Origin of the sequence: Streptomyces tateyamensis, from assembly GCF_003205575.1 — a bacterium.
GTDB lineage: Bacteria > Actinomycetota > Actinomycetes > Streptomycetales > Streptomycetaceae > Kitasatospora > Kitasatospora tateyamensis.
In genome coordinates this window covers 1-23,402 of record NZ_PYBW01000004.1, presented here as the reverse complement: position 1 = coordinate 23,402, position 23,402 = coordinate 1, and the positions used below count along the sequence as shown (strand labels likewise).

At 72.2% G+C, this 23,402-nt stretch carries 18 protein-coding genes; 9 read left to right on the top strand and 9 right to left on the bottom strand.

Annotation, left to right across the window (positions count from 1 at the left end; genetic code table 11):
- Positions 1-338 precede the first annotated feature (338 nt).
- The 3 genes from C7C46_RS00375 (at position 339) to C7C46_RS00365 (ending at position 3,991) form a co-directional block, all read left to right on the top strand.
- A complete protein-coding gene (locus C7C46_RS00375) occupies positions 339-1,394 on the top strand; it encodes a LacI family DNA-binding transcriptional regulator (RefSeq protein ID WP_110664492.1) in 1,056 nt (351 codons plus the stop codon).
- The gene (locus C7C46_RS00370) at positions 1,391-3,376 is read left to right on the top strand and encodes a beta-galactosidase (protein WP_110664491.1); all 1,986 of its coding nucleotides are present in this window, start codon (positions 1,391-1,393) and stop codon (positions 3,374-3,376) included. The genes C7C46_RS00375 and C7C46_RS00370 overlap by 4 nt, the downstream gene beginning before the upstream one ends.
- An 81-nt stretch (positions 3,377-3,457) precedes the next feature.
- Positions 3,458-3,991 (top strand): RICIN domain-containing protein, encoded by a 534-nt coding sequence (locus C7C46_RS00365; RefSeq protein ID WP_110664490.1) that lies wholly within the window; start codon positions 3,458-3,460, stop codon positions 3,989-3,991.
- Here the strand turns inward: C7C46_RS00365 and C7C46_RS00360 are convergent.
- The 4 genes from C7C46_RS00360 to C7C46_RS00345 all read right to left on the bottom strand — a co-directional run bounded on the left by C7C46_RS00360 (position 3,922) and on the right by C7C46_RS00345 (position 7,969).
- Entirely contained in the window at positions 3,922-4,692 is a 771-nt protein-coding gene (locus C7C46_RS00360; protein WP_110664489.1) for a hypothetical protein, read from the bottom strand. The two genes, C7C46_RS00365 and C7C46_RS00360, sit on opposite strands and share 70 nt — an antisense overlap.
- Positions 4,689-5,219, bottom strand: a complete 531-nt coding sequence (locus C7C46_RS00355; RefSeq protein WP_110664488.1) for a SigE family RNA polymerase sigma factor — start codon at positions 5,217-5,219, stop codon at positions 4,689-4,691. The genes C7C46_RS00360 and C7C46_RS00355 overlap by 4 nt, the downstream gene beginning before the upstream one ends.
- Positions 5,220-5,347: 128 nt before the next feature.
- Positions 5,348-6,337, bottom strand: coding sequence for an expansin EXLX1 family cellulose-binding protein (locus C7C46_RS00350; protein ID WP_110664487.1), 990 nt, complete (start codon positions 6,335-6,337; stop codon positions 5,348-5,350).
- A gap of 156 nt (positions 6,338-6,493) precedes the next feature.
- Positions 6,494-7,969 (bottom strand): endo-1,4-beta-xylanase, encoded by a 1,476-nt coding sequence (locus C7C46_RS00345; RefSeq protein ID WP_110664486.1) that lies wholly within the window; start codon positions 7,967-7,969, stop codon positions 6,494-6,496.
- A gap of 454 nt (positions 7,970-8,423) precedes the next feature.
- On the opposite strand from C7C46_RS00345, the gene C7C46_RS00340 reads away from it, so the two are divergent.
- Positions 8,424-9,917: an arabinofuranosidase catalytic domain-containing protein gene (locus C7C46_RS00340; RefSeq protein ID WP_110664485.1), complete on the top strand. Its 1,494-nt coding sequence runs from the start codon at positions 8,424-8,426 to the stop codon at positions 9,915-9,917.
- A gap of 112 nt (positions 9,918-10,029) precedes the next feature.
- On the opposite strand, the gene C7C46_RS00335 is transcribed toward C7C46_RS00340, so the two are convergent.
- Entirely contained in the window at positions 10,030-11,313 is a 1,284-nt protein-coding gene (locus C7C46_RS00335; RefSeq protein WP_110664484.1) for a glycoside hydrolase family 6 protein, read from the bottom strand.
- A gap of 27 nt (positions 11,314-11,340) precedes the next feature.
- The gene (locus tag C7C46_RS00330; protein WP_110664483.1) at positions 11,341-12,315 is read right to left on the bottom strand and encodes a glycoside hydrolase family 6 protein; all 975 of its coding nucleotides are present in this window, start codon (positions 12,313-12,315) and stop codon (positions 11,341-11,343) included.
- A 267-nt stretch (positions 12,316-12,582) separates the two neighbouring features.
- On the opposite strand from C7C46_RS00330, the gene C7C46_RS00325 reads away from it, so the two are divergent.
- The 4 genes from C7C46_RS00325 to C7C46_RS00310 all read left to right on the top strand — a co-directional run bounded on the left by C7C46_RS00325 (position 12,583) and on the right by C7C46_RS00310 (position 18,503).
- Positions 12,583-13,596: a LacI family DNA-binding transcriptional regulator gene (locus C7C46_RS00325; RefSeq protein WP_110664482.1), complete on the top strand. Its 1,014-nt coding sequence runs from the start codon at positions 12,583-12,585 to the stop codon at positions 13,594-13,596.
- A gap of 292 nt (positions 13,597-13,888) precedes the next feature.
- Positions 13,889-15,244 (top strand): extracellular catalytic domain type 1 short-chain-length polyhydroxyalkanoate depolymerase, encoded by a 1,356-nt coding sequence (locus C7C46_RS00320; protein ID WP_110664481.1) that lies wholly within the window; start codon positions 13,889-13,891, stop codon positions 15,242-15,244.
- Positions 15,245-15,315: 71 nt separating this feature from the next.
- On the top strand, positions 15,316-17,127 hold the full coding sequence (locus C7C46_RS00315; RefSeq protein ID WP_110664480.1) for a ricin-type beta-trefoil lectin domain protein: 1,812 nt from the start codon (positions 15,316-15,318) through the stop codon (positions 17,125-17,127).
- 71 nt (positions 17,128-17,198) lie between these two features.
- Positions 17,199-18,503: a ricin-type beta-trefoil lectin domain protein gene (locus C7C46_RS00310; RefSeq protein ID WP_110664542.1), complete on the top strand. Its 1,305-nt coding sequence runs from the start codon at positions 17,199-17,201 to the stop codon at positions 18,501-18,503.
- Positions 18,504-18,547: 44 nt separating this feature from the next.
- On the opposite strand, the gene C7C46_RS00305 is transcribed toward C7C46_RS00310, so the two are convergent.
- On the bottom strand, positions 18,548-19,738 hold the full coding sequence (locus tag C7C46_RS00305) for an NAD(P)/FAD-dependent oxidoreductase (RefSeq protein ID WP_110664479.1): 1,191 nt from the start codon (positions 19,736-19,738) through the stop codon (positions 18,548-18,550).
- A 109-nt stretch (positions 19,739-19,847) separates the two neighbouring features.
- Positions 19,848-20,792 carry an RNA polymerase sigma factor SigJ gene (sigJ, locus tag C7C46_RS00300; protein WP_110664478.1) on the bottom strand — a complete coding sequence of 315 codons (945 nt, stop codon included), beginning with the start codon at positions 20,790-20,792 and terminating at the stop codon, positions 19,848-19,850.
- 77 nt (positions 20,793-20,869) lie between these two features.
- Here sigJ and C7C46_RS00295 point away from each other — a divergent pair, with 77 nt between their 5' ends.
- A complete protein-coding gene (locus C7C46_RS00295) occupies positions 20,870-21,262 on the top strand; it encodes a hypothetical protein (RefSeq protein WP_110664477.1) in 393 nt (130 codons plus the stop codon).
- A 33-nt stretch (positions 21,263-21,295) separates the two neighbouring features.
- Here C7C46_RS00295 and C7C46_RS00290 read toward each other — a convergent pair.
- Positions 21,296-23,402 (bottom strand): cellulose binding domain-containing protein (locus C7C46_RS00290; RefSeq protein ID WP_110664476.1); only part of this gene is annotated, 2,107 nt, incomplete at its 5' end.

Sequence of the window (23,402 nt, the reverse complement as noted above, 5' to 3'; positions counted from 1 at the left end):
TGAGGTGCGTTCGGGGGCGCCCGCGGCCGGGAGGCCGGCCCCGGCGGTGCCGGGCGGGCGGCTCGGCAGGCCGAGTGCGGCGCTTCGCACATCGAAGCGCGTCGACGCTCACCCGGACCCGACGGGCTGTCAACGCCCCTTGTACGGAGGAAATTTGGATATATTCAGGCCCTTGCCGAATCGGTGACGCGTCGTTACTCTCGCGACAGCGGCCAAGCGCTTCGACACTTCGCCGGGGAAGGACCCCCTGTCACCGGTACCGAGCCTCCGCCGACGACCTGATGAACCTGGCGCGGCAGGAACCGCTCCCCAGCACCCGGACGAAGGAAACAGGACTGATGGTGACACTCGCCGATGTGGCCAGGCACGCGGGCGTCTCGTCGAGCACGGTGAGCTACGTGCTCAGCGGCAAGCGCTCGATCTCGACACCCACCCGGCAGCGCATCGAAAAGGCCATCACCGACCTCGGCTACCACCCCAACGCCGGTGCCCGCGCCCTGGCCGGCAAGCGTTCGCACATCATCGCCCTGGTGGTCCCGCTGCACACCGAGGTCTACGTGCCGACCATGATGGAGATCGCCATCTCGGTCACCGTGACGGCCCGCCAGTACGGGTACGACGTCCTGCTCATCACCAACGACGAGGGCCCGGAGGGCGTGCGGCGGGTGGCCGCCAGCGGGCTCGCGGACGGCGTGATCCTGATGGACGTCAGGCTGGACGACGACCGGCTCCCGGCGCTGCGCGCCCAGGGCACCCCGGCCGCACTGATCGGCATCCCCGACGACCCGTCAGGACTGGCCTGCGTGGACCACGACTTCGCCGCCGCCGGGGCGCTGTGCGTCGACCACCTGGCCGACCTCGGCCACCGCGACCTCGCCTTCGTCGGCTACCCGCCCCGGGTCTACCAGCGCCACGCCGGCTACGCCGAACGCACCCTGAACGGGTTCCGCCGCCGCGCCGAGCAGCGCGGTCTGCGCGTCCTCCACCGGCCGTGCGAGGGCACCTACGAGAGCACCGCCGGCACCCTGGCCCGGATCCTCGCCGACCGGCCCGGCACCACCGGCTTCGTGGTGCAGAACGAGGGAGCCGTCGGCCCGCTGCTCAGCCTGCTGCGCACCACCGGCCGCACCGTGCCGGAGGACGCCTCGGTGGTCGCCATCTGCCCCGACCAGCTGGCCGAGCAGTACGCGCCCCGGCTCACCGCGGTGACCGGGCCGCGCAAGGAGCTCGGCCAGGTGGCCGTCGAGCAGGTGCTGGCCAGGATCGACGCCGCCGCGGCCGGCGGCGCCGCCCCGGACGACGCCCTGCTCCTGCTCGCACCGGACCTGGTCGTCCGGGAGAGCACCGCACCCGCACCGCGCCGGGTCACCACCACGGAGGAGCCTTCGACATGACGTCACGCCGGCTGACCGAGCGACTGGGCGGTCTCGCCTTCGGCGGGGACTACAACCCGGAGCAGTGGGGCCCGGAGGTCTGGAAGCAGGACGAGGAACTGATGCGCCTGGCCCGGGTCAACCTGGCCACGGTCGGCGTCTTCTCCTGGGCCCTGCTCGAACCGGAGGAGGGCCGGTACGACTTCGCCTGGCTGGACGGCCACCTGGACCGGCTGCACGCGGCCGGCGTCGCCGTCGACCTGGCCACCCCGACCGCCGCCCCGCCCCCGTGGTTCACCCTGGCCCACCCCGACGCCCTGCCGGTCACCCCCGGGGGCACCCGGCTCGTCCACGGCAGCCGCGACACCTACTGCCTGGCGGCACCCGCCTACCGCCGGGCGGCCCGCCGCATCGCCGGCGCCCTGGCCGAGCGCTACGGCGACCACCCGGCGCTGGCCCTGTGGCACGTGCACAACGAGTACGTGACCCTGTGCTACTGCGACCACGCCGCGGCCGCCTTCCGGGTCTGGCTGCGCCGCCGCCACGGCACCCTCGACGCCCTCAACGAGGCCTGGGGCACCGCCTTCTGGAGCCAGCACTACACCGCCTGGGAGCAGGTGCTGCCGCCGCGCGCCACCCAGTGGCACCGGAACCCGGGCCAGGCGGTGGACTTCCGCCGCTTCTGGTCCGATGAGACCCTCACCGCCTACCGCGAGCAGCGCGACGCGATCCGCGCGCACAGCGACCGGCCGGTGACCACCAACCTGATGCTGCCCGGCTACCAGAACCTCGACCTGTGGGCCTTCGGGCGCGAGGTCGACCTGGTGACCGTCAACCACTACCCCACCGCACCGGGGCTGGACGCCGCCGCCGACACCGCCTTCGCCGCCGACCGGGCCCGCTCCCTCGCCGGCGGAGCGCCCTGGCTGCTGATGGAGCAGGGCACCAACACCGTCTACGCGAAGGGCCGGGTGCTCGCCAAGGAGCCCGGCGACATCCTGCGCCACTCCCTGGGCCACATCGCCCGCGGCTCCGAGGGCGCGCTGTTCTTCCAGTGGCGCCAGTCCCGGGCCGGGGCCGAGCAGTGGCACTCGGCGATGGTCCCGCACGCCGGACCGGACAGCCGGACCTTCCGCGAGGTGACGGCCCTCGGCGCGGCAACGGCGCGCCTGGCCGAGCTCGCGGGCTCCACCGTCCGGGCCCGGGCCGCCGTGCTGCACGACTCCGACGCCTGGTGGGCCACCGACGTCGACGGCCTGCCGTCGAGCGAACTCGACTACCACGACACCCTGCGCCGCGCCCACCGGGTGCTGTGGGACGCGGGGGTCACGGCCGACTTCGCCCATCCCGAGCAGGACCTGGGCCGCTACGGCCTGGTCGTCGCCCCGGCCCTGCTGCTGCTCTCGGACGCCGGTGCGGCCAACCTGCGCCGCTACGTCCGGGGCGGCGGCACCCTGCTGGTCCAGCACGCTTCGGGAGCGGTCGACGAGCGGATGCACTCGCGGCTCGGCGGCTACCCGGCCGAGCCGCTGCGGGAGGCGCTGGGCATCCGGGTGGAGGAGTACCGCCCGCTGCGCGAGGGCGAACGGCTCGTGCTCTCCGACGGCTCGCTGGCCACCGCCTGGAGCGAGTCGCTGCGCACCGAGGGCGCCGAGACGCTTGCCGCGTACACCACCGGCATGCTCACCGCCTGCCCCGCGCTGACCCGCCACCAGTTCGGCGCCGGACAGGCCTGGTACCTCTCCACCCGCCTGGCCGACACCGACTACGCCGCCCTCCTCGCCCGGCTGCTCGCGGCCGGCGGGGTGGGCCCGGAGCTGCCCGGCCTGCCGGCCGGCGTCGAGGCCGTCACCCGGCACGCCCCGGACGGGCGCCGCTGGCACCTGCTGATCAACCACGGCGCCCGGGCCGTGCCGCTGCCGGAGCCCGCCCACGACCTGCTGACGGGTGCTCGGGCGGGCGAACTGACGCCCGGCGGCTGCGCGGTGCTGCGCGCCCACTGATCTCCCGCCGGTCCGCGGTCAGGAGGGCTCCCGGTGCGCCGGTGCGCAGCCGTCAGCATCCTCCAGGGCCTGGGGAGTTGGATGGCCGTCAACAGCGACAGCATCTACGGCACCACCGGCAGCCCGTTCACCGCCGAGCCGTCCTGGGGGAAGTTCACCAGGAAGTCCGGCAAGCTCTACGCGCACGTGTTCAGCTGGCCGGGCAACGGCACCCTGCAGATCCCGCTGGTCGCCAACCCGATCAACCGGGTCTACCTGCTGAGCAACCCGACGGCCTCGCTCCCCTACTCGGTGAGCGGCGGGACCATCAACGTCTCGGTACCCGCCGACGCCCCCGATGCCAACGACTCGGTGGTCGTCGTCGAGGTCGCCGGGATGCCGGCGGTGGTCGCCGACGGCGTGTACCAGCTGGTCTGCGCCCGCAGCGGCAAGGCCCTCGACAACGGCAACACCGCGACGGCCGGCAGCCAGGTGATGCAGTGGGCCGGCAACGGCGGCACGCCGGAAGGGGGCACCCGGCGGGTGCCCCCTTCCGCAGCTGCTGCTCACCGGCCCGGAACGAACCCGCCCCCGACCGCGGCCGGACCGCCCGGCCCCTGTGCGTCCACCCGGTAGCCGTCGCCCGCGGCACTGCGGGTGCCGGTGGCGTGGTTGTACTGGGCGGCGAACTCGTGCTGCCCGGCCGGCACGGTGCGGCCCGGCTTGAGCACCCACCGGTAGACCAGCGAACCGCCGGAGTCCTGGACGGTGACGGTGAAGTCGTTGCCCGACAGGGTCTGCCAGTCGCCGGTGCTCTGCACGTTGCCGGTCTGGGCGATGCGCAGCTCGACCGTCAGTGCGGTGAGCGGCGCACCGGTCCTGAGGACCAGATCACTCTCCGCCCAGTACACGGTGCTGTGCGGGCTCACCGAACCCGCCGACCACAGCGGCCCGTTCTGGGCCTGCGCAGTTGCCGACGCGCTCGGGCGGGCGCTGCTCGGCGGTGCCACCGGAACCGCGCCGGCGGTGGTGCCGGCGGGCGAGGGCGTCACCGGGGCCGCCGACGGGCTCGGTGACGGCGTGGCGGGCGCCGTGACCGGGCCCGAGGTGGGCAGCGTGTGGACGATTCCGGCGACGGCCAGGCCGCCGGTCGCCAACAGGCCGGCGGTGACCACGGCGCCCAGCGCGAACCGCGGCCCCGACCGCTTCAGCGGCCTCACCCGGTGCCGGACGGCGGGTCCGGCCATGCCGCGCTGGACCCGGGCGAGCATCCGCGCGCGGTCCGGCTGATGGGCCTCGGCGGCCTCCCGCAGCCGACGGGCGATCTCCTCGTTCACCGGTCCCTCCTCCCTGTCACCAAGTTTTCGACCGCTCGTGCGCCAAGTATCCCTTCCAGCTCGGCCATGCCCTTCGAGGTCTGGCTCTTCACCGTGCCGACGGATATCCCCAGCGCCGCGGCGGTCTCCTTCTCCGACAGGTCGAAGGCGTGCCGCAGCACCACGCAGGCCCGCTTGCGGAACGGCAGCCGGGCGAGGGCCGACCGGACGTCCAGCACCGCGGCCGTGTCCGGGGACTCCACCGGTCCCGGGCCCCGGGACCAGAAGAGGGCGATCCGACGCCGCTCGCGCACCGCGCTGCGGATCCGCTCGCGCGCCATGTTGGCCACCACGCCCCGGGCGTAGGCGAGCGGGTGATCGGCTCCGCGCACGCGGTCCCACCGCTGCCACAGGGCGACCAACGCATCGGCGGCGAGGTCGTCGGCCGCGTCCGCCTCACCGGTCAAGAGGTTCGCGAACCTGGCGAGGTCGGCGTAGTGGCGTTCGAAGAATTCGTGGAACTCCGCGGACGTGTCATCGAGGAGCATCTCCCCCGGTCGTCCTCTCCCTGCAGTGTGCGCGTTAACAAGAGGGCGCAGCATAACAAGCTCCGACGGCGGAGTCTGACGGCGGCCGCCCCGGGTCACGGGGCGGTAGCCGCAGGTGGGCGGGCCGCTCAATGCCGGGCGAACTGGACGCCGGTCGGCTGCACGACACCGGGTTGGATGCCGAGGTGGTCGACGGTCAGCTGCTCCCCGTAGATGTCGGTGATCCGCACCGGGCCGCCGCAGCCCGTGCCATCGGCGGAGAGGAAGAAGTTGTAGTCGGTCCGCGGCAACTGCCGCCAGCCGCCGCCTGCCTGCACCTCGATCGCCGCGACCGGGTTCCGGTGGCCGACCGCCTGGATCCCGCACCACCACTTGCTCGACCCGGGCTTGTAGCGGACCGAGAGCGGGCCCACCGAGTCGGGGCTCAGCAGGCTCCAGGTGATCGGGAGCCGGCCCACCGCGAGATCGGCGAGCTTGGCGAACGCCTGCTGGCTGAGGTCGAGTTGGCCGACCGCGCAGGGCAGCGGGCAGACATTGACGATCCGCACCGTGAGCGAGGCACCGTTGCCCGCGTGGATCTGCACGTAGGCCCCGCAGGCCCGGGAGACCTCGTAGTCGGTGAAGTTCATCGCCGCGACCATCATGTCCCCGCCGGTCGGGCCGAACGAGCAGGCACCGTTGCCGTCGGACGCGTCGTAGGCCGTCGCGACGCCCTGGTAGCTGACCCCGGGCCTGATCCGGCCGGCCGAGGGCGCCACCGCGGCCGCCGGATGCGTGGCGCCGGCGGTCGCCGAGGGCGTCGCACCGGACTTGCCCGAGGGCGACGGCGCGGCCGAGCCCGACGGCGGGGCGGAGCTCGCCGGTGCTGTGGCCGAGCCAGTGGCCGAGGGTTGACCGGCCGCACTCGGGCTCGTGACCGCCGGGGATCCGGTCACCGGCGCCAGGCCGGTCGCGGCGGCACCGGCGGGGGCGTCGACCACCCGCCCGGCCTCGGCCCCGCGGCTCGGGCTCAGGGTCAGGCACACCAGTACCCCGATGACCAGCAGCGCCAGGGGTATGCCCGCGATCAGCCCGCGCCTGCGCCACGGCTGCTTCGCGGCGTGCTTGGTTGCCTTCATGCCCATCCATCCGGTCGTTCCAGTCGGCAGTTCGCCCACCAGTTGCCGCCGGGCCGGGAATGGTTGCCGCGCACCGCGGACTTCTTCGCGCGGGCGGCGGCGGGCACGGGCGCGGGGGCCCGGTCCGGGACCGGGCCCCCGCAGTTCGAGGTGCGGTCAGCCGAGGGTCCACTTCTGGTTGCTCGCGCCGCTGCAGGTCCACAGCTGCACCAACGCCCCGTCAGCGGTGGAGGCACCCGACACGTCCAGGCACAACCCCGACTGGACACCGGTCACCGAACCGTCCCCGTTCAGCCGCCACTGCTGGTTGGACTGACCGTTGCACGGCCACACCACCGCCTTGGTCCCCGCCGTCGTCCCCTTCCCGTACGCGTCCAGACACAACGTCGTCCCCGCGTCCGTCACCGTCAGCGCACCGTCAGCCGTGTGCGTCCACACCTGGTTCGCCCCGTTCCAGCACCCGTAGATCTGCACCTGGGTACCCGCCGTCGTCGACGCGTTCGGCACATCCAGACACTTGCCCGCACCCACCGCACGCAACGCACCGCTCGTACCGCCGCCTCCGCCGCCGGAGCCCGAGCCGCCCAGGGCCGCCAGCGCCGAGGTGTAGGCCGGCTTGGGCTGGTCGTTGCCGTCCCACATGGTGGCGGCCCCGTAGCCGGGGAAGGTGCCGGGGATCCAGGAGTGCGCGTCGTCCACGCCCCACTGGCTGACGCCCACGCAGCGGGAGACCGCCAGGCAGTCCCGGACCACCGTGGCGTAGTCGGCGGCCTGCTGCTGGAGGGCACTGCTGCTCGCGGGCGTCTGGGTGCGGTCGTCCAACTCGGTGACGGCCACGTCCAGGCCCAGGTTGGCGAACCGCTGCAGGTTGGCCTGCATGTCCGCCGGTATCTGACCGACGATGAAGTGGCTCTCGAAGCCGATGCCGCCCAGTGGGACGCCCTGGGCCAGCAGCGACTGGGCGATGCTGTAGAGGGCGTTGCTCTTCGCGTTCTCGCCCTCGATGCCGTAGTCGTTGAGGTAGAGCTTCGCGCCCGGGTCGGCGGCGTGCGCGGTGCGCAGCGCGTCGGCGAGGTAGCCGGACCCCATCGCCTGGTAGAAGACGTCCGGCACGAGCGAACCGTCGCCGTTCAGCGGCTCGTTGACCACGTCCCAGGCGTAGACCTTGCCGCGGTAGTGGGTGGCCTCGGTGGTGATGTGCGACTCCATGGCGGAGCGCACCTGGCTCTGCGGGAGACCCGAGACCCAGCCGGGGAGCTGGTTCTGCCAGACCAGGTTGTGCCCGCGGACCCGCATCCCGTTCGCCTGGGCGAACTGCACGAGCTGGTCGCCCGGCCCGAAATTGTACGAGCCGTTGGACGGTTCGACGGTGTCCCACTTCATCTCGTTGGCCGGGGTCAGCATGTCGAACTGCGCCTTGGCGACCGACATTTCGTTGCCGACACCGAGGTCGCCGCCGGTCAGGGCGGTGCCGAAGTACCGGCTGTCCGACTCGGCCGCCGCCTTCAGGGTGCTGCCGGCGGCCACGCCGGGCGGTGCCGCGGCCAGCGTGCCGACCGCGAGGGCCAGCGTCGTGGCGGCCACCACGGTTCGAGCGCGGTGCAACGCGGTGCGGATCCTTCCGAGGGGCATGGTCAACCTCCTGTGCTTGTGGGGGGGAGGTACGCACCCGCGATGCTCCGCGGGTGTGGCGCGAGAGCGGTGACGGCGCACGGCGGCCGTCGGTTCGGGGAGCGGGAGCGCAGGCGGCGCCGTCCGGCAACAGCGCTCGGCGGGGGATGCTCCCGACCCGCCCAGGTAACTCGGCGTCGCCGGGGACCGTCAAGATGCAGTAGAAAGTTTCGAAGATGTTTCGGAAACCTTCAGGAGGTCCACCGCAAACCCGCAGTTGGGCGCCACAATCGGGCCGCCGCGGCCATCGGTTCGTCAACAGGGTTTTCTGTCGGACCACTTGACAGGCCGTCCGGCCGACCTGCACCGTCTCCTCCCAGAGCACCCACCCCCTCCCGCGACCCGGCAGTCGCGGACTGCGTGAGGTGTTAGCGCTAACAAACCACCCGGTTGCGCTATCCCAGGGAGTATCCAGATGAGCAAGTTCCGCCCGTGGCACCGCCTCCGGCTGCCGCTTCGAACGCAGGCCCTCACCCGCGCGGGCGCCGCCGCGGTCATCGTGCTCGGCGCCCTCGTCACGACGGGCGCCTCGACCGGCGCGGCGCAGGCCGCCGCACAGGGCCCGTGTGACATCTACCAGGCCGGCGGCACCCCGTGCGTCGCCGCGCACAGCACCACCCGTGCGCTGTACGCCGGCTACTCCGGCGCGCTGTACCAGGTCAAGCGCGCCTCCGACGGGGCGACCAAGGACATCGGCCTACTGAGCACCGGCGGCTACGCCGACGCCTCCGCCCAGGACGCCTTCTGCGCCAACACCAGCTGCGTCATCACCGTCATCTACGACCAGTCCGGCAAGGGCAACCACCTCACCCAGGGCCCCGGCGGCGGAGCGGCACGCAACCCGGACAACCTCGCCAACGCCACCGCGGCCCCGATCTCGGTCGGCGGCCACAAGGCCTACGGCGTCTACATCCCCCCGGGCACCGGATACCGCAACGACCACACCAACGGCATCGCCACCGGTGACCAGCCCGAGGGCATGTACGCCATCCTCGACGGCAGCCACTACAACGGCGGCTGCTGCTTCGACTACGGCAACGCCGAGACGACCAACAACGACGACGGCAACGGCACCATGGAGGCCATCTACTTCGGCAACATCAAGGTCTGGGGCTACGGCAGCGGCAACGGCCCCTGGGTGATGGCCGACCAGGAGAACGGCCTGTTCTCCGGGGTGAACGCCGGCTTCAACGCCAACGACCCGAGCATCAACGACCGGTTCGTGACCGCCATCGTCAAGGGCGAGCCCAACCAGTGGGCCATCCGCTCCGGCAACGCCCAGTCCGGCGGCCTGGCCACCGACTACAGCGGGCCGCGGCCGAACGTGCCCGGCTACAACCCGATGCGCAAGGAGGGCGCGATCATCCTCGGCATCGGCGGCGACAACAGCAACGGCGCCACCGGGACCTTCTACGAGGGCGTCATGACCTCCGGCTACCCGAGCGACGCCACCGAGAACGGCGTCCAGGCCAACGTCACCGCCGCCGGCTACGGCACCAGCAGCACCGGGGCCACCACGGGTGCGTTGCGTGCGGTGGGTGCGGGCAAGTGTCTGGATGTGCCGAACGCGTCGACGACGGCGGGTACCCAGGTGCAGATCTACGGGTGCTGGAACGGGGCGAACCAGGTGTGGACGCACACGGCTGACGGTGCGCTGACGGTGACGGACGCGGGGACGACGTTGTGTCTGGACGCGTACGGGAAGGGGACGACGGCGGGGACCAAGGCGGTGGTGTGGCCGTGCAACGGTCAGTCCAACCAGCAGTGGCGGCTGAACGGGGACGGTTCGGTGACCGGTGTCCAGTCGGGGTTGTGCCTGGACGTGTCGGGTGCCTCCACCGCTGACGGGGCGTTGGTGCAGCTGTGGACCTGCAGCGGCGCGAGCAACCAGAAGTGGACCCTCGGCTGACCGCACCGGCGGGCCGGGCGGCCGGTCGCACCGCGGTTGCGGTGCGACCGGCCGCGCGGCGCTGAGCGGACCGCCTTCTCGGCGGCCCGCTCCGCTGCCTCCCGGGGCAGGCCTAGTGGTTCCAGTTGAACGTCAGCGCCGGGTTGGCGTTGCGCACCAGGGTCAGTGCCTGGTCCGGCCACCAGGTGCCGGCCGGCGGGTCGACGATGCCGTACTCGGGGTCGACCGTCCCGCCGGGGATGTTCCGGTTGCACTGCCCGTCCGACTGGCCCACGGTCTTGATCCACAGGTAGGCGTCGGCCAGGGGGGTGCCGGTGTCGGCCGTGGGGCGGTCACCGATGCCGCGGCCCGGCGGGTTGCACCAGGTCTGCGGATCGCCGGTGTACTTGCCGGCCGGCGCGGTCCAGCCGCCCTGCCCGTCGCGGCTGGTGTCGACCACGAAGTGGGTGAGCTCGTCCGCCGGTGCGGTGCCGACGTTCTGCTGGAACCACTGGTCGGTCCAGTGCCAGGTGCTGGGGTCGTCGGCGTTCACGGCGTCCCCGGGCAGGCCGTCGTTGGGAGCGGCCGGCGAGTAGTACTGACTGGCGCACCAGTCGGTGTGACCGTGCGCCGCCGCCGGCCCCTTGGTGGCGTACCACAGGCAGTTGGACACCCAGGTGCCGTAGCGGTCGGACCGGTCGGTGGCGAAGAAGTTGGACACGTTCAGCGAGAACCCCTGGGCCTTCTCGACCCCCGCCTGCAGCAGGCGCTGTGCCGCGGTGCCCACGCTCTGCCAGTGGCTGTTGCCCGCGTCCAGGTACACGGTCGTGTTGGGCTGCTGCTCCAGCACGTCGACGGCGTACCGCAGGTCGGCGAGCCGACCGGCCGTCAGCGCGCCGGTGGGGTCGGTGGTCGGGGAGCAGTCGGCGGGCAGGTTGGCCAGGGCGTCGGGTTCGAGGACGACCAGCGCCCGGCTGCGGCCGATGCCGTGCGCCAGAGCGGCGATCCAGGCCTGGTAGTCCGCGTCGGACTGCGCGCCGCCACTGGAGTACTGCGAGCAGTCCCGCAGCGGGATGTCGTAGGCGACCAGCACCGGAACGGTACCGGTGCGGGCCGCGCTGCGGACCAGCGAGCGGGTCCGGTCAGCCACCTGGTCCGGGGTGCCGTCGGTGAACCACTGGGCCTCGGGCCAGCTGGCGAGCTGGGCCATGGCGGTGGCACCGGTGAAGTCGTGGTGCAGCAGGTCGCTGACGGCCTGCTTCGCCGCGTCGCTGTGCGGGTCCACGTAGAAACGGGCACCGGCCGGCAGCGTGTGGCCGCTGCCCGCCTCGGCCTGGGCCGGGGCCGGGACGGCGACTGCCGCCAGCAGGGCCGCGATGCCCAGGGGCGCCAACGAGCGGGGGATGCGCGGACTCACGTGAGTCTCCTCATTGTCAGTGACTTCTCAGTAGCCGAAGACCAGGTTGTAGGCGACCTGGGGCAGGAACTGTCCGGCGCTGGACCCCGCGCCGGTGCCGCAGTTGCCGTCGGACTCGCCGGGCGCCTTGACCCACAGCAGCATCTCGGCGCCGCCGCCCAGTTGGGTGGGGGTGCCGATCCTGCGCCCGGCGGGGTTGCACCACTGGCCGTTCGATCCGTTGCCGTTGCGGCTGGTGTCGATGACGAACGGCTTGCTGAACCCCTTCGACGACTGCAGGGCCGCGTTGACCGCGCCGGCGTACGAGGTGTTCTGCGAAGTGCCGTAGAAGTTGGACACGTTGAGGGCGAACCCGCGGGCGCCGCCGACCCCGGCGTCGGCCAGGTGCTGGGCCATGGTCGAGGCGCTCAGCCAGCCGGGGTTGCCGGCGTCCAGGTAGACCCAGGTGTTGGGGGCCTTGGCGTTGAACTGGGCGATGGCGTTGCGCAGCAGGGTGTTGCGCTCGGAGATCTGAGCCGCCGTCATGCAGCTCTCGTCCCCGAGCGAGTCGGGTTCCAGGACCACCACCGCGGGCCGGCTGCCGATGCCGCTGGCGAAGGCGGCGATCCAGCTGTCGTAGGCGGCGTCGGAGCCCGCGCCGCCGCCGGACTGGCCCGCGCAGATGTCCCGGTTGGGGATGTTGTACGCCACCAGCACCGGCAGCTTGCCGCCGGCGGCCGCGGCACCGACGAAGGCACCGGTCGCGGTCCCGATGGTGCCGCTCCAGTTGCCGAACCAGCGGGCCGCGGGCACGTTGGCGATCGAGGCCCGGATCGCGGCGGCCCGGCCGTCGCCCGGGTTGGCGTTGAGCCACTGCTGCGCGCTGGAGCCGGGGTCGAGGTAGAAACCGTGGGTCATGGTGGTGGGGTCGGCCGCGTAGGCGGTTCCGGGGTTGACCGCGGACAGGAGTGCGGTCAGCGATGCTGCCACGAGCAGTGACAGCCTGCGGCGCGAACGGCGCATGGCGTTTCCTCCGCTGGGGGTGGGGGGAGGTCGGGTGGGTGGAAGTGTGGGAGCGCTTCCAGAAGCCAGATGATTGAGCCGCTCATGAGGTGCTGTCAAGGAGTCCGGCAGCGCGGGCTTCCTGCGCATCCGTCCAGTGATCCCGGCCTCCCGCCCTTCTCGACAAGTACCCGTGGGCCTGTCCTACACTGTGGAAGCGCTCCCACAGCGTCCACCCCGACCGCTCGGATTCGGCTGCCCTTCGGCGGCAGGAGGGACCGCCCCGCGATGCAGACCTCGCCACCCCGTCAGCCCACCCTGGACGAGGTCGCCGCCCGGGCCGGCGTCTCGCGCACAGCGGCGTCCCGGGTGATCAACAACCTGCCGTACGTCAGCGAGGCCAAGCGCGCCGCGGTGGAGCAGGCGGTGCGCGAGCTCGGCTACGTGCCGAACCCGACCGCCCGGGCCCTGGCCGGCCGCCGGGTGGGCTCGGTCGTGCTCGCACTCTCCAGCGACCAGCCCGGACTGTTCGCCGACCCGTTCTTCGCCGAGGTGACGGTGGGGATCAGCTCGTTCCTGGAGCAGACCGAGCTGGAACTGGTCCTGCTGCTGGCCGACACGGCCCGCGGCAAGGAGCGCCTGCGCCGGCTGCTGGGCTCCCGTCGGGCCGACGGCGTCGTGCTGATGGCGGTGCACGGGGACGACCCGCTGGTCCGGCTGGCCGAACAGACCGAACTGCCCGTCGTCTTCGGCGGCCTTCCGCTGACCGGCACGCCCCGCTGGTACGTCGACCCGGACAACCGGGGCGGCGCCCGCTCGGCCGTCGAGCACCTGGTGCGCGGCGGCCGCCGGACCATCGCGATGATCACCGGTCAGCCGGACCTGCAAGCAGCCGTCGCCCGCGAACAGGGCTTCCGCGAGGCGCTGACCCTGGCCGGCCTGTCCCCCGCCGCGCTGGCGCCGGGCGGGTTCACCCAGGCCGGGGGCGAGGCCGCCATGGCCCGGCTGCTGACGGAGCGTCCGGACCTCGACGCCGTGTTCGCGGCCAACGACGGCATGGCGCTGGGCGCGTTGCGCGCGCTGCGCCGACACGGCCGGCGGGTCCCCGAGGACGTCGCCGTGATCGGCTTCGACGACCTGGGCGAGGCCCGGTACGCGGACCCGCCGCTGACGACCGTGCACCAGCCGGTGCGCGCGCTCGGCCACGAACTGGCCCGCGTCCTGCTGGCGGCGATCGAAGGCCAGGACCCGAGCCCGCTGATCCTCCCCACCCGCCTGACCGTCCGCGCCTCCGCACCGTGAGCGGTCCCGGCGGGAGGTGAAACTTTCGCCCGGGCGAACACGCCGATCACGCCGTACCGCACGGAGAGTTCGCCAGGAGTCACGGGAATCGCCCGGACTCCTTGACAGGCCATCAACACTGAGGCACCGTCAGGGTTCCCCCCACCCCCCGGACCGCGATCATGGCCGCGCCCGGAGCGCGAGGATATTTGTTATCGCTAACATTTCTCCCCCCGCTCCGCCGGACCACCTGATCGCCCGGACCCGCGCACCGCGCCAACCCCTGTCGACCTTTCGCAGAGGATGGGATTCCATGCTGCGTTCTTGGTACCTGAAGTCCCGCTTGCTCGCCGTGCTGCTGGCCGTCGGCGCCGCGCTCGGCCTGAGCCTGCCGGCCGCGCCGCCGGCCGCCGCCGCCTCGTTGACCCAGATCACGAACTTCGGCACCAACCCGACCGCCCTGCAGATGTACGTGTACGTTCCGAACAGCGTCAAGGCCAAGCCGTCGATCCTGCTGGCGCTGCACGGCTGCCAGGGCTCCGGCCCCTACCTGTACTCCAGCACCGACTTCGCCGCGCTCGCCGACCAGTACGGGTTCATCGTCGTCTACCCGTCGACGAACCCCGGCGGAAGCTGTTGGGACGTCTCGTCCAGCCAGGCGCTGACCCGCAACGGCGGCAGTGACCCGGTCGGGCTGATGTCCATGATCACCTACACCGAGCAGCACTACGGCGCGAACCCCGCTGCGGTGTACGTCACCGGCGAGTCCTCGGGCGGCATGATGACCAACGTCATGCTCGCCGACTACCCGGACGTGTTCAAAGCGGGCGCGGCCTTCATGGGCGTGCCCTACCACTGCTTCTACACGGGCACCGTGCGCGGCTGGAACGGGCCGTGCGCCGGCGGCCAGGTGTCGCTGACCGCGCAGCAGTGGGGCGACCTGGTGCGCAATGACGCCGATCCCGGCTACACCGGGCCGCGCCCCCGCGTGCAGGTCTGGCACGGCACCGCCGACACCACCCTGAACTACAACAACCTCGGCGAGGAGGCCAAGCAGTGGACCAACGTGCTCGGCGTGAGCCAGACGCCGTCGTCCACTGACACCCCGGTCGTCAACTGGAACCGGGCCCGCTACAACAACAGCTCCGGCAGCACCCAGGTCGAGACGTACAGCATCGTCGGTGCCGGACACCAACTCCCGGTCAAGGGAACCCCGATGGCCGCCTATGCCGTCCACTTCATGGGGCTGGACGGCAGCGGCCCCGTCACCGGCACCACGGGTGCGCTGCACGCGGTGGGCGCGGGCAAGTGCCTGGACGACCCGAACTCGACCACCACCCCGGGCACCCAGCAGCAGATCTACAGCTGCTCCGGCGGGTCCAACCAGAGCTGGACGCACACCTCGGCGAACGAGCTGACGGTCACGGTCGGCGGCAGCACCCTGTGCCTGGACGCCGGCGACCGGGGGACCGCCAACGGCACCAAGGCCATCGTCTGGTCGTGCAACGGCCAGGCCAACCAGCAGTGGAACGTCAACCCCAACGGCACCGTCACGGGCGTCCAGTCCGGCCTGTGCCTGGACGTGACCGCGGCCTCCACCGCCAACGGCGCCCCGGTCGAGCTCTGGTCGTGCAACGGCGGCAGCAACCAGCAGTGGACCCTCGGCTAGCGCGAAGCCCGACGGCGCGCAGCCCGCAGCCCTCGCTCCCAGCCCGTCACCAACTGAGAGGCCTGACAACGATGTCACGACGAATTCGCCGCGCCGGCTCCGCCGGCGCGCTGGTCGGCACGCTCGGACTCACCCTGGCGATGCTGCCCGCGCCGCCGGCCGCGGCCGCCGGCGAGGTGGTCCAGAAGTGGCTGACCACCTCGGACCTGAGCCAACACCTGACGCAGCAGGCCAACCTCGGCTTCTCGGCCGCCTCCGGCTCGGGGACCATCAGCGTCGACAGCACGCAGTCGTACCAGAGCATCGTCGGCTTCGGTGCCGCGATGACGGACACCTCGGCCTGGCTGCTGTCGGACAAGTTGAGCAGCAGTGCGCACACCGCCCTGATGAACGCACTGTTCAGCCCGACGCAGGGCATCGGCATGAGCTGGGTCCGGGTTCCGATGGGCTCCTCGGACTTCTCCGCCACGGCACAGCCGTACTCCTACGACGACGGCCTCTCGGTCTCCACCGGCACCACGGTGGGCGTGGGTTCGGGACGCTGCCTGGACGACACCGGCAACCCGGCCAACGGCACCCAGGTCTACATCTGGGACTGCGCGAGCGGCAACGCCAACCAGCAGTTCAGCTACACGGCCGCGGCCCAGCTGCAGGTCGCCGGCAAGTGCCTGGACGCCGAGGGCCAGGGCGCGGCCAACGGCACCAAGGTGATCCTCTGGACGTGCAACGGCCAGCCGAACCAGCAGTGGAAGCTCAACGTCAACGGCACGATCACCGGCGTGCAGTCCGGGCTCTGCCTCGACGTCACCGGGGCGGCCACCGGCAACGGCTCACCGGCCCAGCTGTGGGGTTGCAGCGGGCAGACCAACCAGCGGTGGACCCGGCCCGACCCGACGCTCGCGAACTTCTCGATCGGCCACGACCTCGGCTACATCGTGCCGGACCTGAAGGAGGCCCTCGCGCTCAACCCGGGCCTGAAGCTCATGGCCAACCCGTGGAGTCCGCCGGGCTGGATGAAGGCCAACGGCCAGATGAACAACACCAACAACGCCGGCACGCTGCTCCCCTCCAGCTACGGCCCGCTGGCGCAGTACTTCGTGAAGTTCCTGCAGGGCTACGCGGCCCAGGGCGTCCCGTTCTACGCGATCACCCCGCAGAACGAGCCCGGCTACGCCTCCGCCTATCCGGGCATGGAACTCAGCGAGCAGGCCGAGGCGGCCTTCATCGCCAACAACCTCGGACCCGCGCTGGCCCAGGCGAAGCTGTCCCCTGCCGTGCTCGGCACCGACTTCAACACCAACGTCCTCAACAGCTACGCCGAGCCGCTGATGCAGGACGCCGGCGCCTCCAAGTACCTGGCCGGCACGGCCTGGCACTGCTACGCGGGCGGCCTGGACGCGATCGGGACCATGCAGGCGGCCTTCCCGGCCAAGGACAACTACGAGACCGAGTGCTCGGACGGCATCGACCCGCAGAACGCGATCGAGACCTTCATCCAGAGCACTCGCAACTGGGCGCGCACCGCCACCATGTGGAACATCGCCGAGGACCGGAACAACGGCCCGGTGATCCCGGGCGGCTGCAACGCCTGCACCCCGCTGGTCACCGTGGACCAGAACACCGGCAGCGTGACCTATGACGCCGGCTACTACTCGGTCGGGCACTTCAGCAAGTTCGTGCTGCCCGGTGCCAAGCGGATCGCCTCCAGCACCAGCGCGAACCTCGACGACGTCGCGTTCCGCAACCCCGACGGTTCCCTCGTGCTGATCGTCGACAACACCTCTGCCTCGGCCCAGACGTTCAGCACCAACTGGGGCGGACAGCACTTCAGCGACACCCTGCCCAGCCACGGCATCGCCACCTACGAGTGGATGCCGGCGTGAGCCCCCTTCCCCCCACCGCGAAGGACGAGCCCGTGAAACGCAGCGCCCTGTTCGCCTCCCTGGTGGCCGCGATGGCCCTCGTCGTGGCCGTGCTGAGCACAGTGCCCGGTATCGGATCCACCGCGAGCGCCGCGCCGGTCCGGACCACGGCGGGTACCGCGGGTACCGCGGGTTGCGGCACCGCAGCATCGCTTTCGAGCGGCACCCACACGATCACCAGCAGCGGCCAGAACCGCAGCTACATCCTGCGGGTTCCCGCCAACTACGACCAGAACCGCCCCTACCGGCTGGTCTTCGGATTCCACTGGGTGGGCGGCACCGCCAACGACGTCGACTCGGGCGGCACCGACGGGTACAACTGGTCCTACTACGGTCTGCGCCGACTGGCGGACAACGACAACAACGGCACCGTCTTCGTCGCCCCCCAGGGCCTCAACAACGGCTGGGCCAACAGCAACGGACAGGACGTCACCTTCGTCGACGACATGACCAGGCAGCTGGAGGGCGGCCTGTGCATCGACCCGGCCCAGCTCTTCTCCGCCGGCTTCAGCTACGGCGGCTCGATGACCTACGCGCTCGCCTGCGCCCGGCCGACGGTCTTCCGCGCGGTCGCGGTCTACTCCGGAGCCAACCTCAGCGGCTGCAGCGGCGGTACCCAACCGATCGCCTACATGGGGCTGCACGGTCTGCGGGACAACGTGCTGCCCATCGCCTCGGGACGGGCACTGCGCGACCAGTTCGTCCGGAACAACGGCTGTACCCCGCAGAACCCGCCCGAGCCGGCGAACGGCAGCCTGACCCACGTCGTCACCGCCTACTCCGGGTGCAAGCCCGGGTACCCGGTCGTCTGGGCGGCGTTCGACGGAGCCGGCCACGACCCCGGTCCGATCGACGGGTGCACCTGCGACGGCTGGCACACCTGGACGTCGGGCGAGGTGTGGAAGTTCTTCACCCAGTTCGGCTCCACCACCCCGCCGCCGCCCGGTGGCAGCCAGGAGCTCGTGGGCCAGGCCTCGGGCCGTTGCGTGGACATCAACGCCTCCGCCACGACCAACGGCACCCAGGCCCAGCTGTGGGACTGCAACGGCGGGTCCAACCAGCGGTGGACCTACACCGCGGCCAAGCAGCTGGTGGTCTACGGCAACAAGTGCCTGGACGCCTCGGGCCAGGGAACCGCCAACGGCACCGCGGCGGTGATCTGGGACTGCAACGGGCAGGCCAACCAGCAGTGGAACGTCAACGCCGACGGCACGGTCACCGGAGTGCAGTCGGGCCTGTGCCTGGACGCCACCGGCACGGGCACGGCGAACGGGACGAAGGTCCAGCTCTGGGCCTGCTCGGGCGCGGGCAACCAGAAGTGGAGCCTGCGCAGCTGATCAGGGCCGCCCCGCAGCGTGTCCGCGCTGCGGGGCGGCACCGGTCAGCGGGCTCCGACGGGCGCGGCCGGTCGGGGTGCCGCCACCACCCGATGGCGGCGCGCCGGCATGCCCAGGGTCGGGTTGGCCACGCCCCAGCCCGCGCCCTTGCAGACCAGTTCCTTGTAGCGGGCCGCGAGCCGACCGGTCAGGGCCGCCCGGCCGGCGCGGTCGTCGGCGCTGACGTACTGGATCAGCCCGTCCCGGCGGCCCAGCGAGATGCACTGGTTGAAGTAGCGGATCGACACGGTCGGCACCTTGCGCCCCGTCAGGCGGGCCGCGATGGCGTCGGCCGCCTGCCAGGCGGTGGGCACGCCGGAAGCGCAGGACATCCGCAGCGGCTTGCCGCCGGGGCCGGCCGCCAGGGCCGCGTCGCCGATCGCGTAGACGTCCGGGTGGGAGACCGAGCGCATGGTGGCGTCGACCACGATCTGGCCGCTGTCGGAGACGTCCAGGGCGGTGGCCCGGGCGATCGGGTGGACCGCGAAGCCGGCGGTCCACACGGTGACCGCCGTCGGCAGGGTCCGGCCGTCGGCGGTGTCGGCATGGTCCGCCGCGACGGCGGTGACGTCGGTGTTCTCGTGCACGGTGATGCCGAGCCGGTCGCAGACCGCGCGCAGGTGCGCCCGCCCCTTGCGGCCCAGCCAGTCACCGAGGCCGCCGCGCACGGCGAGGGCGACGGCCAGGTCGGGGCGGGCCTCGGCGATCTCGGTCACCGCCTCCACCCCGGTCAGCCCGCCGCCGACGACCAGCACGCTCTCCCCGGCCGCCAGCGCCGCCAGCCGCTCGCGCAGCCGCAGCGCCCCGGCGCGGCCGGCCACCTCGTGGGCGTGCTCGGCGACACCCGGCACGTCCTGTCCGTTCCAGCCGCTGCCGAGGGCGCAGACCAGGGTGTCGTACCCCAGCTCCTCGGTGCCGCCGGCGCCCGCGACGCGCACCGTCCGGGCGGCCACGTCGACGCCCAGGACCTGGGCCACCTTCAGCTCGACGCCGGTGCCCGCGAACATCTCGCGGAACGGACGCGGCTTCAGCTCCTGACCCACCGCCAGCTGGTGCAGCCGGACCCGCTCGACGAAGTCCGGCTCGGCGTTGACCAGCGTGACGGCGACCTCCGCGCGGTGCACCCGCCTGGCGAGCCGCCCGGCGGCGATCGCTCCGGCGTACCCGGCTCCGAGGACCACGATGCGGTGCTGCATGTCCCTGCTCCTGTCTGTCCGTTCTGGCTTCACCCGGATGACCGGACAGCCGCGCGTTTCATGACAGGAAGCGGATGTGAAGCAGGTCACACTTCCACGGGTCCGCCGATCACCCCAGCACCGCCCGCGGTTCGCCGTGCTCCGCCGCCGCCCACCGCTCGGTGGCGCGGGCCAGCTTGTCCGGGTTGGCCTGGCTGCGGAGGGCGGCGATGCCCTCGGCGGTGAGTTCCAGGGCCATCACCCCGACCACCCGGCCCGCCACCACGGCCACCACCGCGGGGCCCCCGTTGGCGGTCCCGATGTGGATCTCGGCCACGCCGCCGACCAGTGCCCGCTTGGCCTTGCCGGGCGCGAACAGGCCGCGCAGGAACTTGGCCACGCCGAGCGCACCGCCGACCACCCTGGTCCGGGCCGGGACCTTGCCGCCCCCGTCGCCGACCGCGACCACGTCCTCGGTGAGCAGCCGGACCAGCGGTTCGGTCCGGCCGCTGGTGGCGGCCGCCAGGAACTCCTCGACGACCCGCTGGGCGGTGGCGGCCTCGATCCCGGTGCGGACCCTGCCGTCCGCCACGTGCTTCCTGGCCCGGCGGAAGAGCTGCTGGCTGGCGCTCTCGGTGAGGTCGAGGATGGCGGCGATCTCCCGGTGCGAGTAGTCGAACGCCTCGCGCAGCACGTACACCGCACGCTCGTTGGGGCTCAGCCGCTCCAGCAGCACCAGCACCGCGAAGGAGACCGACTCGCGCTGCTCGACGGTGTCCATCGGGCCGAGCATCGGGTCCCCCGCCAGCAGTGGTTCGGGCAGCCAGGCGCCGACGTACGTCTCGCGCCGGGCCCGGGCCGAGGCGAGCTGGTTGCGGCAGAGGTTGGTGACGACCTTGGTCAGCCAGGCCTCCGGGACCTCGATGAGCTCGGTCTCGGCGGCCTGCCAGCGCAGGAAGGTCTCCTGCGCGGCGTCCTCGGCCTCGCTCGCGGAGCCGAGCAGGCGGTAGGCGATCGCCTCCAGCCGGGGCCGGAACGCCTCGAACCGCGCCACGTCGTCCTTGTCCAGGGGCATGGCACCTGATCGTAGGGGAACCGCTCGCGACGGATAATGGCACCGCCGACAACGACTGACGGGAAGGCGGCGGGCGGATGACCCTGGAGGAGGGCCGGCGCGTCCGGCTGGCGGCGGACCTGGCGATCGGCGAGGCGGTCGCCGGGGAGGCGGGAGGGCCCGGGGAGCCCGGGACCGTGGTCGGGCTGCTGTCGCTGGGGGCCGGGATCGAGGGCACCGTCGAGCGGGTGGACGGCGAGCTGCCGGAGGCGGCCGAGGTCCGCGAGTACCTGCGGCTCAAGGCACTGTTCGACGACTACGGGCACACCATGCCGCAGGCGAGCCGGGACCGCTTGGCGGCCCAACTCGCCGAACTGGAGCCGCAGTGGACGGCGCACCAGGCGCGCGGGAGCCTGCTGACCGTCCGGGTCCGCTGGGACAACGGCCTCGTGCTGGACGGCGCGCACCAGCACGTGCTGACCCCGCTGTGAGTCAGCCGGTGCCGGTGCGCACCTGTCCCGCCGTCAGCTGCAGACGGCGCCGTTCAGCGTGAAGCCGCTCGGGGCCTGGTTGCTGCCCGAGTACGCCGCGTTGAACCCGATGCTGGTGCTCGCTCCGGGGGCCAGGGCTCCGTTGTACGACAGGCTGGTGCCCGTCACGGTGCTGCCGGACTGGGTCCAGCCGGCGTTCCAGCCGTTGGTCAGCTGCTGGTTGCCCGGCCAGCCGAAGGAGAGTGTCCAGCCGTTCACCGGTGTGCTGCCCGTGTTGGTGAGGAGCAGGGTGGCGGTGAAGCCGCTGCCCCAGTCGTTGACCGAGTAGCCGACCTTGCAGCTACCGCCGCCGCTGGCCGCGGCCGTGGTGACCGTGACACTGCCGGAGCGGGCGGACCGGTTGCCCGCCGCGTCCCTGGCGTAGACGGCGAAGGTGTAGGCGGTGTTCGGCTGGAGTCCGGTCACCGTCGCGCTCGCGGAGGTCGGCGCGGCCACCACGGTCTCGGCGCTGCCGGCCAGGCGCACCACGTCGTAGCCGGCGGCGCCGGTCGAGGCCGCCCAGCCCAGGGTTACCGAACTGCCGGTGACACCCGAGGCGGTGGGCGTACCGGGGGTGGGCGGCGGGGTCACCGTGCCGCCCGGGTGCAGCGTGACGAGCACCGCGCTGTACGGGGCGACGGTCTGCGAGCTCGCCGTACCCGCGCCGGCGGTGGTCAGCGCGGCCGTGGGGCCGGCCATCGTGGTGACGGTCGGCGTCCCCGTGGCCGGGGTGAACCCGGTGTAGCCGAGGCCGACCTGGTAGCTGTTGGTGGGATCGTTGTTGACCAGCAGTACCCGCAACGACCCGTCGGCGGCCTTCACCGAGTAGGCCTGCAGCAACGACTGGTTGGAGCTCGCCGCGACCAGGGTCTCCCCCGGGTGGACGAACTGGCCGAGCAGGGCCATGCCGTTGTAGGCGGGGAACGGCGTGTCGGCGGCCGGCTCGCAGAGCTGGGAACCGTCGGTGGCACAGCTGCCGTCGGCCAGCATGCCGTAGTCGCCGTAGGCGGCCGAGCCGTAGAGCCCGGAGCCGTTGTCACCGCTGGTCACGATGCCGTTGTGGATCTGCCACCAATCCACGCTGGCCACGCCGTTGGCGAGCCAGCCGAGGTAGTCCTGCGGCAGGAAGAGGGCGTTGACCAGGCCGACGGTCTGCTTGCCGGGGTTGGAGGAGACCGAGTTGGTCTCGGTCACCATGATCGGCACCGTGCTGCTGCCCGCGTACTGGCCCAGTTGCGTGTGCAGGGTGCTGACCATGGCGGGGATCTGGGCGGAGGCGGCGAGCAGGCCCGCGTCGGTCGGCCCGGGCGGGGTGACGCTGCTCGGGTTCTGCGGGTACCAGTGGACGTCGGCGAAGCCGATCTGTCCGGCCAGCGCCGTCATCACTGTCTGGTTCCACGGCTGCGGGCTGCCCGCCGAGGTGACCCCGTCCGGCCAGTTGCCCGGCGCGGTGAGCACCACGCCGATCTGGATGGTCGGGTCGACGGCCTTCATCGCCGCGATGTACGCCTTGACGTTCTGCGCGTACACCGCCGGGCCGCAGTTGCTCGGGTTGCTGCCGCTCGCGCAGTGCTTGTCGGTCTCCCAGTTGGCGCTGTACGTGCCGTTGCCGTAGATCTCGTTGCCGATCTCCCAGTACTTGATCCGGTAGTTGTGGGTGACGTTGGCGTACCGCACCCAGTCGGCGGCCAGCTGGGCACCGGTCTCGGCGGGGGTCTCGGCGGCGCCGATGGTGTCGCCGCTGCCGTAGTTGACCGTCACCATGCCCTGGGCGCCGGACTGCTGGAGCATCGTGGCGTAGTGGTCGAAGTCGACCGCCTGGGTGCCGTAGGTGAGGTCGCTGTTGGTCTTCCAGTTGTAGCTGTCGGACGAACTGCCGCCCGGGAAGCGCACCAGGCCGACACCGGCCTGCTTGAGCAGGCCGGGCACCGCGGCATCGGTCAGCTTGCTGTCGTAGACCGAGCCGTTGGTGCCGATCGCGGTGGCGGGAACGGTGGCCAGTGACTGGCCGGCGTTGACGCTCACCGTTGCCGCACTGGTGGCGGTGGCGGCGGCACCGGCGCTCGGCGCGGTGGTGCAGAGCGGGCCGGCGGCCAGCAGG

Excerpts from the sequence above, each read along its gene's own strand:
- C7C46_RS00345 (WP_110664486.1), bottom strand. The coding sequence starts at position 7,969 with ATGCCCCTCGGAAGGATCCGCACCGCGTTGCACCGCGCTCGAACCGTG.
- C7C46_RS00295 (WP_110664477.1), top strand. The coding sequence starts at position 20,870 with ATGACCCTGGAGGAGGGCCGGCGCGTCCGGCTGGCGGCGGACCTGGCG.
- C7C46_RS00370 (WP_110664491.1), top strand. The coding sequence starts at position 1,391 with ATGACGTCACGCCGGCTGACCGAGCGACTGGGCGGTCTCGCCTTCGGC.
- C7C46_RS00340 (WP_110664485.1), top strand. The coding sequence starts at position 8,424 with ATGAGCAAGTTCCGCCCGTGGCACCGCCTCCGGCTGCCGCTTCGAACG.
- sigJ (WP_110664478.1), bottom strand. The coding sequence starts at position 20,792 with ATGCCCCTGGACAAGGACGACGTGGCGCGGTTCGAGGCGTTCCGGCCC.
- C7C46_RS00330 (WP_110664483.1), bottom strand. The coding sequence starts at position 12,315 with ATGCGCCGTTCGCGCCGCAGGCTGTCACTGCTCGTGGCAGCATCGCTG.
- C7C46_RS00375 (WP_110664492.1), top strand. The coding sequence starts at position 339 with ATGGTGACACTCGCCGATGTGGCCAGGCACGCGGGCGTCTCGTCGAGC.
- C7C46_RS00310 (WP_110664542.1), top strand. The coding sequence starts at position 17,199 with ATGGCCCTCGTCGTGGCCGTGCTGAGCACAGTGCCCGGTATCGGATCC.
- C7C46_RS00355 (WP_110664488.1), bottom strand. The coding sequence starts at position 5,219 with ATGCTCCTCGATGACACGTCCGCGGAGTTCCACGAATTCTTCGAACGC.
- C7C46_RS00305 (WP_110664479.1), bottom strand. The coding sequence starts at position 19,738 with ATGCAGCACCGCATCGTGGTCCTCGGAGCCGGGTACGCCGGAGCGATC.
- C7C46_RS00350 (WP_110664487.1), bottom strand. The coding sequence starts at position 6,337 with ATGAAGGCAACCAAGCACGCCGCGAAGCAGCCGTGGCGCAGGCGCGGG.
- C7C46_RS00320 (WP_110664481.1), top strand. The coding sequence starts at position 13,889 with ATGCTGCGTTCTTGGTACCTGAAGTCCCGCTTGCTCGCCGTGCTGCTG.
- C7C46_RS00365 (WP_110664490.1), top strand. The coding sequence starts at position 3,458 with ATGGCCGTCAACAGCGACAGCATCTACGGCACCACCGGCAGCCCGTTC.
- C7C46_RS00325 (WP_110664482.1), top strand. The coding sequence starts at position 12,583 with ATGCAGACCTCGCCACCCCGTCAGCCCACCCTGGACGAGGTCGCCGCC.
- C7C46_RS00315 (WP_110664480.1), top strand. The coding sequence starts at position 15,316 with ATGTCACGACGAATTCGCCGCGCCGGCTCCGCCGGCGCGCTGGTCGGC.